The organism is Paenibacillus sp. SSG-1, assembly GCF_002224835.1.
Classification (GTDB): Bacteria; Bacillota; Bacilli; order Paenibacillales; family Paenibacillaceae; genus Paenibacillus_AQ; species Paenibacillus_AQ favisporus.
In genome coordinates this window covers 3538488-3550758 of the sequence record NZ_MBRK01000001.1, presented here as the reverse complement: position 1 = coordinate 3550758, position 12271 = coordinate 3538488, and the positions used below count along the sequence as shown (strand labels likewise).

At 55.7% G+C, this 12271-nt stretch carries 10 protein-coding genes; all 10 read left to right on the top strand.

Annotated elements, in window-relative coordinates:
- The 10 genes from mutL to BCV73_RS16295 all read left to right on the top strand — a co-directional run bounded on the left by mutL (window position 1) and on the right by BCV73_RS16295 (window position 12220).
- A complete protein-coding gene (gene mutL, locus BCV73_RS16340) occupies window positions 1-2106 on the top strand; it encodes a DNA mismatch repair endonuclease MutL (RefSeq protein WP_089547916.1) in 2106 nt (701 codons plus the stop codon).
- A gap of 138 nt (window positions 2107-2244) precedes the next feature.
- Entirely contained in the window at window positions 2245-3036 is a 792-nt protein-coding gene (locus BCV73_RS16335) for a class I SAM-dependent methyltransferase (protein WP_089547915.1), read from the top strand.
- The gene (gene miaA, locus BCV73_RS16330; RefSeq protein WP_089550281.1) at window positions 3026-4006 is read left to right on the top strand and encodes a tRNA (adenosine(37)-N6)-dimethylallyltransferase MiaA; all 981 of its coding nucleotides are present in this window, start codon (window positions 3026-3028) and stop codon (window positions 4004-4006) included. Before BCV73_RS16335 ends, miaA begins: the two co-directional genes overlap by 11 nt.
- Before the next feature lie 19 nt (window positions 4007-4025).
- Window positions 4026-4265 carry an RNA chaperone Hfq gene (gene hfq, locus BCV73_RS16325; protein WP_076171204.1) on the top strand — a complete coding sequence of 80 codons (240 nt, stop codon included), beginning with the start codon at window positions 4026-4028 and terminating at the stop codon, window positions 4263-4265.
- Between the two features lie 192 nt (window positions 4266-4457).
- Complete coding sequence (locus tag BCV73_RS16320) at window positions 4458-7157, top strand: penicillin-binding protein 1A (RefSeq protein ID WP_089547914.1); 2700 nt, start codon at window positions 4458-4460, stop codon at window positions 7155-7157.
- A 140-nt stretch (window positions 7158-7297) separates the two neighbouring features.
- Window positions 7298-7855 carry a ribonuclease FAU-1 family protein gene (locus BCV73_RS16315; RefSeq protein WP_076171208.1) on the top strand — a complete coding sequence of 186 codons (558 nt, stop codon included), beginning with the start codon at window positions 7298-7300 and terminating at the stop codon, window positions 7853-7855.
- Window positions 7852-8508 carry a YdcF family protein gene (locus tag BCV73_RS16310; protein WP_089547913.1) on the top strand — a complete coding sequence of 219 codons (657 nt, stop codon included), beginning with the start codon at window positions 7852-7854 and terminating at the stop codon, window positions 8506-8508. Before BCV73_RS16315 ends, BCV73_RS16310 begins: the two co-directional genes overlap by 4 nt.
- An 84-nt stretch (window positions 8509-8592) precedes the next feature.
- Window positions 8593-9591, top strand: a complete 999-nt coding sequence (locus tag BCV73_RS16305; protein WP_089547912.1) for an AAA family ATPase — start codon at window positions 8593-8595, stop codon at window positions 9589-9591.
- Between the two features lie 48 nt (window positions 9592-9639).
- A complete protein-coding gene (hflX, locus tag BCV73_RS16300) occupies window positions 9640-10944 on the top strand; it encodes a GTPase HflX (protein ID WP_076171215.1) in 1305 nt (434 codons plus the stop codon).
- Window positions 10945-10966: 22 nt separating this feature from the next.
- The gene (locus BCV73_RS16295) at window positions 10967-12220 is read left to right on the top strand and encodes a methionine gamma-lyase family protein (protein ID WP_089547911.1); all 1254 of its coding nucleotides are present in this window, start codon (window positions 10967-10969) and stop codon (window positions 12218-12220) included.
- The last annotated feature ends 51 nt before the right edge of the window (window positions 12221-12271 follow it).

Here is a 12271-nt window from a genome sequence, read left to right as displayed (position 1 = left end):
ATGGCGAAAATTCGCGTTTTGGACGAGCACATAGCCAACCAGATAGCGGCCGGCGAAGTGGTTGAGCGTCCCGCCTCGGTTGTGAAAGAACTGGTGGAGAACGCCATTGATGCCGGAAGCTCTCGAATCGAAGTCACGGTAGAGGAGGGCGGGCTTGAAAGCATCCGCGTAACCGACGACGGCTCGGGGATCGAGCCGGAAGACGTTAGCACCGCCTTTTACCGCCATGCGACGAGCAAAATCGAAAACAGCAGGGATCTGTTCAACATCACGAGCCTCGGGTTCCGCGGCGAGGCGCTGCCGAGCATCGCCGCCGTGGCCAAAGTGGAATTGGTCACGGCGAGCGCCGATAACGGGCTCGGGCGGCGAATCGTCATCGAAGGCGGCAGGCTCCTGATCGAAGAGGACACGGCGGCGCCGAAGGGAACCGACTTGACGGTCCGGGAACTTTTCTACAACACGCCGGCCCGGTTAAAATATATGAAGACGATCCAGACGGAACTGGGGCATATTTCCGATTACATGTACCGCATCGCCCTGTCGCATCCGGAGATCGCGATTACGCTGCGGCATAACGGAAACGTGCTGCTGCAGACCGTAGGGAACGGGGATCTGCTGCAGGTGGTCGCCGCCATATACGGCCGGCAGGCCGCCAAGGCGCTGCTGCCAATCCATGCGGAGAACCTGGACTTTACGATCGACGGGTACGTCAGCCGTCCGGATTGGACCCGTTCGAACCGGAATGGGATCTCGATCATCGTCAACGGGAGGTACATCCGCAGCTACGGCCTGAATCAGGCCATTCAGCGGGCGTACCATACGCTGCTGCCGATCAACCGCTACCCGCTCGCCGTCCTGGAAGTCAAGATGCATCCGTCCCTGGTGGACGTCAACGTGCATCCGGCCAAGCTGGAGGTGCGCTTCAGCAAAGAGCAGGAGCTGTTCCCGTTCGTGGAGAGCAGCATCCATCAGGTGCTCCGGCAGGAAGTGCTCATTCCGCAGCCGGTTAAGCAGAGCATCGGCGATAAGGATAAAGGATCGTTTATTCAGGAGCAATTTAACTTCTCCAAAAGCCCGGTCCCGCAGGCCGGTCCGATAGACGGGCTCATGGACGGCGGGGAAGTCCCGCTGCCGCAGGATCCCGGCCCAGCCGGTCACACCGGAAATTCGGACGCTAACGGCTCCCTCACTCCGGTGAGCGAATCAGGCAGCTTGCCGGTGAAGTCGCCTCTAGTTGCCGGGCCGGAAAGCGCCGGCACGGGCCTCTCCGGCCCGCGTGCACAGGCACCGGCGCAGCAAGGCTATTCCGGTCAGAGCAGCCCGAATGCAGGAAGCGTGCGCAACCCCGGTGAAGCTGCCTATGCGCAGCAGAAGCTTCCGTATTCTGCGCGCGAGACGGTACGCGAAAATACGGTTCCCGGCTACCGGCTGAACTTGTCGCAGAGCGGGCGGGTATCGCAGAGCTCGAATCCAGCGCTGGCCAGCCGGCTGCTGGCGAGCACCGAGGCGCCGCCCGAAATTCCGCCTTTTCCGGAGCTGACGCTGATCGGCCAGCATCACGGGACGTACCTGATCGCCCAGAACGCGGACGGGCTGTTCCTGATCGACCAGCACGCAGCGCATGAGCGGATCAATTACGAATTCTATTACGAGAAATTCGGCCGTCCGGCTGATGCTTCCCAGGAGCTTCTGCTGCCGATCACGCTGGAGTTTACGCCGTCGGAGTCGGAGCAGCTGACGCAGAAACTGCACTGGTTCGAGCAGGTCGGCGTATATCTGGAGCATTTCGGCGGGCAGACCTTCCGCGTGGTTTCCCATCCATACTGGTTCCCTAAAGGGGAGGAGAAGGCGCTGATCGAAGAGATGGCCGAATGGGTCCTCAGCGAGCGGAGCATCGATCTGGCCAAGCTCCGCGAGACGTCGTCCATTCTCTGCTCCTGCAAAGCTTCAATCAAGGCGAACCAGAAGCTGACCGAGCAGGAAGCGACGACGCTGCTGGACCGCCTTGCGGCTTGCCGGCAGCCTTATACCTGCCCTCACGGGCGGCCGATCGTCGTTTCCTTTTCGACCTATGACCTGGAAAAACTGTTTAAGCGCGTTATGTAACGCGGCAGGCGGTTCAACAACGCGGGCAGCGGAAAGTGACGGAGAAGGACGGTTCATAAAACGAATTAAGGTGTATAACTAAACCAACAGCGCATTTGCTTGGCTGGTGCCCGATTTTATACAGGATTGGAGATTGTCATGATTATTACGACGGGGGATAAAGCGGCTGAATCGATCGTAGGCAGGGCGGTCGCCCTGGCCAACGAGACGGGGGGCAAATATGTCCCGAGAAGCCACACCCCATTAACAAGAATGGCCAAAATGCACGGCGATGACGAAATCATCGTCGTGCTGGACGGTGGAGCGAGGCTTGTCAGGCCGGGAAGTCCGCCGATGGATTTTCATCCCAGCATGGGCTTTGTCCGCGCCAAGCGGCTGCTCAAGGGCGAGAGCGACCCGATGCTGGATGCGGCGTCGATGACTGCGGGGGACACGGTGCTCGACTGTACGGCAGGCCTCGGGTCGGATTCGCTCGTATTTGCGGTCCAAGGAGGGCCCGGCGCGCATGTCACAGCGGTTGAAAGCTCGCCGGCACTGGCGGCGATGCTTGCCGAAGGGCTGGCCCACTACCGTTCCGGCCTGGCTGAGGTGGATGACGCCATGCGCCGGATCCGGGTGGCCTGCGGCCATCATCTGGACGTGCTGCGCAAGCAGCCGGACAACAGCATGGACATCGTATACTTCGACCCGATGTTCCGCGAGCCGTTGATGGATTCTTCGTCCATCAGTCCGCTGCGCGGGTTTGCCAACAGCGACCCGCTGCAGCCGGAGAGTATCCGCGAAGCTGTCCGGGTCGCGCGCAAGACCGTTGTGCTGAAGGAGAAAAAAGGCAGCGGCGAATTTGCCCGTCTCGGCTTCGTGCCGGTCGACCGGCCGCATTCAAAAATTTCGTATGGAGTGATATGTGTTGACCGACCGCTTGACAACTGAGACGAAGCCGCGGCTGCTGGTGCTGATCGGCCCCACGGCCGTCGGCAAAACCAAAATGAGCATTGAGATCGCCAAGGCGCTGGGCTGCGAGATTATCTCCGGGGATTCCATGCAGGTCTACCGCCAGATGGACATCGGGACAGCCAAAATTACCAAAGAAGAGATGCAGGACATCCCTCATCACCTGATCGACATACACGAGCCGGACGAAGCCTACTCGGTCGCCGAGTTTCAGGATGAATGTTCCCGGCTGATTGCGGATATCCATGCCAGGGGCAAGCTGCCTTTTATCGTCGGGGGAACCGGTCTGTACGTGGAATCGGTCTGCTACGGTTTTCAGTTTGCCGAAGCGGGAGAGGACAAGGCGTTCAGGCAGGAGCAGGCCGACTATGCGGAGCGTTACGGTGCCGAGGCACTTCATGCCCGGCTGGCGGAAGTCGACCCGGAGAGCGCCCTGAGGCTGCATCCCCATGACCAAAGGCGCATTATTCGGGCGCTTGAGATCTATCATTTGACGGGCATCCCTCTTTCGGCCCAGTTGAAGAGCCAAACCCGGGAATCGCCGTATCAATTATGCCTGGTCGGTTTGACAATGGATAGGCAAATGCTATATAAACGTATTGAAGCCCGTATCGATGAGATGCTGGAGCAGGGTTTGGTAGAAGAGGTTTCTTCTCTGCTGGATAAGGGCTACGGACCGGATCTGGTCTCGATGCAGGGACTGGGTTACAAACAGATCATCTCATATTTGCAGGGTGAAGCTACCCTGGAAGAGGCTGTTGCAATTTTGAAGAGAGATACGCGCAGGTTTGCCAAACGCCAGCTGTCCTGGTTCCGCCACATGAAGGAAATCCAGTGGGTGGACGTCACGGACACGGGAAATTTTCTCGCGAATTTCGCCGCAATCCGTGATATAATAGCAGGAAAGTTTCTCTTAAATCTTGAATATACTTCAAAACAATCTAATTGAATCGTTGGGGGTACGGCTAATGAACAAATCCATCAATATCCAAGATACATTTTTAAACCAGCTTCGCAAAGAAAACATCCCTGTCACCATTTTTCTTGTGAACGGATTTCAAATCAGAGGCTTAATCAAGGCGTTTGACAACTTCACCGTCGTGGTGGATACGGACGGCAAGCAGCAAATGCTGTTCAAGCATGCGATTTCAACGGTTACGCCTCAACGCAATGTATCCCTGATGCAGGAAACCCAGAACGAGGTATAATTTAACAGGACAAGCCTCATAGCTGAAACTTTTTCAAATGACTTTCGTTAAAGAGTATAGAATGGCGGGGATGCGGGTAAATCCGTTATTAGACGTTCATTCTGTAAGCATAGGAAATGGAGCGGAGCAACCTGCAAGGGTTGTTCTTTTCATTCCGAGCTTAGAAATCAGAAAGGGAGTCAGGAGGGTACCATGGACAACAACAAGCTGTCGAGGTCTGATAGAAACAAAGAACAGCCCAAGACAATGAAAAAGACAACCAAGAACAAGAAGAAAAAAATATCCGGAAAGCGCGTGTTTTGGACGTTATTTTTCACCTGTGCATTTGCTATCTTCTGTGCGCTTGCCGGATATTTGTATATTACGGTCAACGGGGAGCGCCTGCTGCAGGCGAACAAGGATAAGCTGACCGTACACGAAACATCTAAAGTATTCGACCGCAACGGCAATCTGATGGGGGAGCTGTCCCTGCAGAAGAGCGATCCGGTCCAGAGCGAGGATATTCCGAAGCTGCTGAAGGAGGCTTTTGTGGCGACAGAGGACAAACGCTTCTATGAGCACAGCGGCGTCGATCTGTGGTCGATAGGCCGGGCAGCCGTCAAGGACGTCATCGCCAGATCCAAGGTCGAAGGCGGCAGTACCATTACGCAGCAGCTCGCCAAAAACATTTTTCTGACCCGGGACAAAACGTTCTTCCGGAAGGCGACCGAGGTGTCCATCGCCATGGCGCTGGAACGGAACATGAACAAGGACGACATCATTACGATGTACTTGAACCGGATCAATTTCGGCGGGCAAATCTACGGAATCAAGGAAGCGTCGAAGTATTATTTCGGCGTAAGCGATTTGAATCAGTTGAAGGTTTGGCAAATGGCCACCTTGGCGGCTATGCCAAAGGGTCCTTCGAAATACAATCCGGTGCGCAATCCGGACTTGTCCATGCAGCGCCGCGCCGTCGTGCTGAACCTGATGGCCCAGGAAGGGTACATCACGCAGGAAGAGGCCGACGCTGCGAAAAAAGTCGAATATACGTATAAACCGCCGAAAAAACAGCTGCAGTATCAGAACTTCATGGACTATGTCATGAATGAGGCGGAAGACGTTACCGGGCTCAGCGAAGACGATCTGAACATCGGCGGATACAAAATTTATACGACGATGGATGCGAATGCCCAGAAAGTGCTGGAGAAAGAGTTTGCAGACGAATCGAACTTCGAGAAAAGCCCGGATGACCAGCCGGTGCAGGGCTCCATGGTCATCATGAACCAGGAGTCGGGAGCGCTCGTCGCTCTGCTCGGCGGACGGGATTATACGCGCGGCGGCTACAGCCGTGTCACGAACAGCCGCAGGCAGCCGGGGTCGGCCTTTAAGCCGATCGTCTCGTACGCGCCTGCACTGGAAAGCGGCAAGTTTGATATGTACTCGTCGCTCAGCAACAAGAAGCAGTGCTTCGGCAGCTACTGCCCAGGCAACCTGCACGGATACTCGGATACGATCGGCATGGCCGAAGCGATCCAGAAATCCGAGAACATTCCGGCTGTATGGCTGCTGAACCAAATCGGGGTAAATACCGGCTTCAAATTCGCGGAATCCCTCGGCATTCAGCTGACCGAAGATGACAAGAACCTTGCGATGGCGCTCGGCGGTATCAGCAAGGGAACGAACACGCTGGAAATGGCTCAGGCGTACAGCGCCTTTGCCAACGGCGGCAAGATGAACGAGGCGTACTCGATCAAGAAGATCGTCGACAGTGACGAAAAGCCGGTTTATGAGCATAAAGACAGCGCTAAGAAAGTCATGAGCGAAAACACCGCATACCAAATGACCGAAATGATGAAAAAGGTCGTTGAAGACGGTACGGGCCGGAAAGCCAGAATCGACCGTCCGGTAGCGGGTAAGACAGGCACAACGCAAAGCGGTTATACCGGTGTCAAATCGAACCGCGACGTATGGTTCGTCGGCTACACGCCTGAACTGACCGCTGCGGTTTGGATGGGCTATGACAAGCCGGACAAAACGCATCTGCTGCACAACAGCAGTCCGCTGGCGGCGGCTTTCTGGGGCAAGGTCATGGACCAGGTCGTGAAGGACTTCCCTCAGAAGGAGTTCCCGGTTCCGGACAAAGTCAAAGAACAGGAGCCGGTGAAGGAACCTGAGCAGGATCAGAACCAGGGCCACGTAAGCGGCTTGAGCGCCGATTACAACATCGACACGCAGACGGTTACGCTGGGCTGGAACGGCGTAGATTCCGGCGACGCCCAGTACCGTATCTACCGCAAAGAATCGTCCGAAGCGAACTACTCGCTGATTCTGGATGGCGTAGCCGGCACGACGGCCCAGGATATGGGAGCACTGCCGGGTATGACGTACGAATACTATGTCACGGCATACTTCCCGGATTCGGGTACCGAGTCGGATCCGTCCAATACGGTGCAGATCACGATCGATACACCACCTGATGAACAAACCCCGCCTGATCAGAACAACGGAGATAACGGTCAGGACGGAAACGGTAACCCGGATAACGGCAATACCGACAACGGCCAGGGCGGAGATAACGGCGATATGGGTAACGGAAATGGGAGCGATAACGGTAATAATGGAAATTGGAATGACGGCGGCCCGGGCAATAACGGCAATGGAAACGGCAACGGGAACGGCGGTTCCAATGGCAACAACGGCAGTGGCCATGGAGGCGGCGCCAATAACGGCAGCGACGGATCTAGCGGGGATACAACCGGCGATAGCGGCACAGGTACGATAACCCCGCCAGAGAACGGCGGAACGACCGACAATGGCAGCAGTGACGGAACAGGGAGCACCGACGGAACGACCTTCCAAAACCCGGGTGATTCCAGTTCCGGCAACACAGGAACCGTGACCACTCCGTAACCGAATAGAATAAGTTTTGTTTTAGACCCCTTTCATTTGGGGGTCTTTTTTTTGCTGCCCGCACATCTGTCAGGCAATATTTTGAGTGTGATTCCCAAATGTGATAAGCTGAAGACACCATATTGGAGAGGGAATTTTCCATGAAACGAAAATTTGGAGATCGAGCGAACTGGCGCCGGATTTCCCGCCGCCGCTTCGCCTGCCGTTATGTTGAGAGCGATGCATTCACAGGCTATATTACGCTGTACACGATTTACAACCTGAAAGAGCCGCTCTGGAAAAACTACGGAAATCACACTTACCGCATCGCGGATAAAGGATACTCATGGCTGCAGTACTTTCCACATAACAGCCATTATATTGTCACGGCGATGTTCGACGAACGGAGCGAAATTATCCAATGGTACATCGACACCTGCAAAACGCAGGGGGTCACGGAACAAGGCGTGCCTTGGTTTGACGATTTGTATCTGGATGTGGTCGTCCTTCGAAACGGAGAGGTGTTCCTGTTGGATGAGGACGAACTGGATGATGCGCTGACCCGTGGGGATATCACCAGGGAAGACTACCAATTGGCAATCTCAACGGCGAAGAACGTAATGAAAGCCATTGATGCGCATCAGTTTCCGTACTTCCTCATGTCCCTTGAGGACCGGAAGAGACTATTTGACAACGGTGAATTCCGGAGGAAGTCATGAACGTCCGCAGCGGGGGGCCGGTGGCCGTAACCAAGCATAAGAAAATGTCCGTGCTTCGGAAGCTGCTCATTGCCTTCGTCGTTCTGGTCCTGCTCGGATTGCTGTGGGTCGGGTATGCATGGCGGCTCATGAACGGGGCCCACAGCTCCGTACCGGCATCGGCAAGCGATGTCGGCATTATTCTCGGCGCATCGATGTGGGGGGACTCGCCGAGCCCCGGTCTCCGGGAACGCTTGGACGAAGGGCTCCGCCTCTATCAGGAAGGCAAGTTTCCGTATATTATCGTCACCGGAGGCCTGGACCGGGCGGATTACAAGTATACCGAAGCCGAAGGCATGCGGAATTACCTGGTGGACCACGGCGTGCCGGCTTCCGCTATTATTCTGGAAAACAAGGCGACGAGTACCTATGAAAATTTGCTGTTCAGCCGGGAGATTATGAGAGAGCGGGGATGGCAAAGCGCCGTCATCGTTACGCATCAATACCATGGCATGCGCTCATTGGACATTGCGAAATTTTTGGACTACACCCGACCGGCCCTTGGTTTAACAGAGTCCAGAACGCTTCAGATGAAGTATCACAAGCCGCGGGAAGTGCTGGCCTACACCAAATGGAAGCTGGATGAGCTGCTGCTGCTGACAGGCCTGAAATAGATGGGAAACTGCTAATAACGCCTGGGCAAGTAGAATACATTGAATAGAGAATACATCTCTGTAGATAAATGAGGTGATGGATGCATGAACGGGCGTATAGCGGCCGCGAACGGCCGGCCGGAGGGCAGGCCATCCAGACAAATCAATGTGATTTTGCGCAGCCAGGAGCCTCCTGTCGTCAGCAGCGCCGTTCCGGAGAAGGAAACGGTCCCTGCCCAGAAGAATACAGCTCAGCACAGCCTGTATCAGGAAATTCAAAAAGAGCTGGATCAGCTGGTAGGGCTGGACAGCATCAAGGATTTCGTGTTTGAAATTTACGCCATGCTCCAAATCGCCCATATGCGTCAGGAAGCGGGGCTGGCCAGCGGCGGACATGTATATCATATGGTGTTTAAAGGGAACCCCGGCACGGGTAAAACCACAGTAGCACGAATCATCGCCAAGCTGTTTCAAAAAATGGGTGTGCTGAGCAAAGGCCACCTGATCGAAGTGGAACGCGCCGACCTTGTCGGTGAGTATATTGGCCATACCGCGCAAAAAACCAGGGATTTGGTCAAGAAGGCGCTTGGCGGCATTCTTTTTATCGATGAAGCGTACAGCCTGGCCAGAGGCGGTGAGAAGGATTTCGGCAAAGAGGCGATCGATACGCTGGTCAAGGCGATGGAAGACCACAAAAATCAGTTCATTCTGATTCTTGCCGGATATTCCGAGGAGATTGACTTTTTTCTGCAAACGAATCCGGGGCTGCCGTCGCGTTTTCCGATTCAGGTCGATTTCCCCGATTATACGATCGATCAGCTGATCCAGATCTCCGAGCTGATGGCCAAGGAGCGGGACTACATCCTGATGCCGCAGGCGATACTAAAATTGAGGCAGCACCTGATTCAGGAGAAAGGCGAAAGCGAGCACGCCTTCAGCAATGCGAGGTACGTACGCAACACGATCGAGAAGTCCATCCGGAATCAGGCTGTACGGCTGCTGAATCATTATGCGCACAGCAACCCGGGTAAGCTGGAGCTTATGACGCTCCGGACCGAGGATTTTAAGCTGGAAGCCAAAGGCGCGCCCGGCAGTTTGAACTGATCTTTATTTTGCAGCAATAGACGCTGAAGCGAAAAGGAGCAGATCATCATGGCAAACCAAACGTATGACACGAATCATGAAATTCCGGACCGGGCCGTACTGGTCAGCCTGGTGACCGATGAGGTGAAGAGATCCGGCATGAACACGGAGCACTCGCTTCAAGAGCTCGTCCGGCTGGCCGAGACGGCCGGCGTGGAAGTGCTGGAAATGCTAGTGCAGAACCGGGATGTGCCGGATGCGAGATGGTTTATCGGCAAGGGCAAGGTGGAAGAGCTGAAGCAGGCCCTGGAAATGCATGGCGGCAATACGGCCATCTTTGATCAGGAGCTCTCCGGCGCCCAGGTCCGGAACCTGGAGGAGGCCCTCGATGCCAAAATCATCGACCGCACCCAGCTTATCCTGGATATTTTCGCCCAGCGCGCCAAAACGCGCGAAGGGATTATCCAGGTGGAGCTGGCTCAGCTGACGTACCTGCTTCCACGGCTGTCCGGACACGGCAAAAATCTTTCCCGTCTCGGCGGAGGAATCGGGACGCGGGGACCGGGGGAAAGCAAGCTGGAGACCGACCGCCGGCACATCCGCGGTCGAATCGGCGACCTGAAACGCCAGCTTGAAGAGGTTACCAAGCACCGGAAGCTGCACCGCGGCCGCAGGCAGAAGAGCGGGGTGGTCCAGGTCGCGCTGGTGGGCTACACGAACGCGGGAAAGTCAACGCTGCTCAAACAGCTGACCAACGCTGACGTCTATATCGAAAACCAGCTGTTTGCGACGCTGGATCCAACCTCGCGCATCATGAAGCTGCCCGGCGGCAGCGAAGTGATCCTGACCGACACGGTCGGCTTCATCCAGAACCTCCCGCATGACCTCGTCGCCGCGTTCCGCGCCACGCTGGAGGAAGTGAATGAGGCGGATCTCGTGCTGCACGTCGTAGACGCATCGTCGGAGATGCGCGATGAACAAATGCGGGTGGTGGATTCTATTCTGGAAGAGCTGGGGGCGGCTGACAAGCCGCAGCTGATCCTTTTTAACAAAAAAGACGCCTGCACCCCGGAACAGCTGGAGATGCTGCCGTCCGGGACGGGTTATTTAAAAATCAGCGCTTTTGCGGAAGGAGATCTGCTGGCTGTTCGCGAAGCAGTACAGACGAGGTTGACGGGAGATACATTAACCTTCCGCGTACCTGCCGGACGCGGTGATATATTATCCCAGCTGCACCGGGTCGGCGAAGTGATTGGCCAGGATGCCGACAATGATGATATGATTTATACGGTGCAGGTGCACAAGCCTGACTATGAGAAGTACGGTTACATCGTAGAGAGCTATAAAGAACAGGTCAGACCTTCTGACCAATGAGAAGTGAGGAGAAACCGGGAACATGGTAACATTTGCAGACGAACTTATACAGTGGAAAGATACAGCCGAGCGGCGGATCGAAGATCAGCTCCGGACGGTGGACGGAATCGTGGACCATAATCAGTGGAAGGTCATCGAAGCGTTCCAGCGCCATCAGGTGAGCGATTTTCATTTCGCCGGCTCAACCGGTTATGCCTATAACGACCGAGGAAGAGAAGTGCTTGACTTGGTGTATGCGGACGTATTCGGAGCCGAAGCCGCTCTGGTACGCCCGCATTTTGCTTCCGGGACCCATACGATTTCAACGGCCTTGTTCGGGGTGCTCCGCCCGGGCGACGAGCTGTTCTACATTACCGGACGGCCGTACGATACATTACATAAGGTGATCGGCCGCAAAGGGGATGGTACGGGCTCCTTGGCCGATTTCGGGATTACTTACCGCGAAGCTGCCCTGGCTGCGTCAGGAGACGTAGACTGGGAGGCAGTAGAGGCAGGCATTTCCGGCTCAACGAAGGTGATCGGCATCCAGCGGTCGCGCGGATATGACTGGCGTTCCTCGTTCACGGTGGAGCAGATTGGCGAAATGGTCCGGCGCGTAAAGCGAATCAAGCCGGATGTGATCGTGTTCGTGGACAACTGCTACGGCGAATTTACGGAGGAAATAGAGCCGACGCAGGTCGGAGTAGATCTGATGGCGGGGTCGCTGATCAAAAACCCCGGCGGGGGTATTGCCGAAACCGGTGGCTATATTTGCGGCAAACAAGCCCTCGTTGATCTTGCAGCCTATCGGCTGACCGCCCCGGGCATCGGCGGTGAGGTGGGAGCGATGCTGGGAACGACCCGGGGGATTTACCAGGGGCTTTTCCTGGCGCCGACGCTTGTGGGACAAGCGGTCAAGGGCAGCATTTTCGCAGCCGCGATGTTTGAGCAAGCGGGGTTCGAGAGCAAGCCGGCATGGAACGAGAAGCGCACCGACCTGATCCAGGCCATTTCCTTTACCGGATCGGATCATTTGATCGCTTTCGTTCAGGGGATCCAGCGCGCAGCAGCGGTCGACAGCCACGTCGTACCCGAACCGTGGGACATGCCCGGCTACGAGCATCCGGTCATTATGGCGGCCGGGACGTTCATTCAAGGGGGAAGCCTGGAGCTGTCTGCAGACGCGCCGATCCGCGAGCCTTATATCGGATACATGCAGGGCGGACTCACCTATTCACACGTCAAATATGGCGTAATGATGGCGTTACAGACGATGAAAAATCGAAAATTATTGTAAGTTTATCTGACACGTTATTGACGTGTGATATCATGAAATGTACAATGGAAC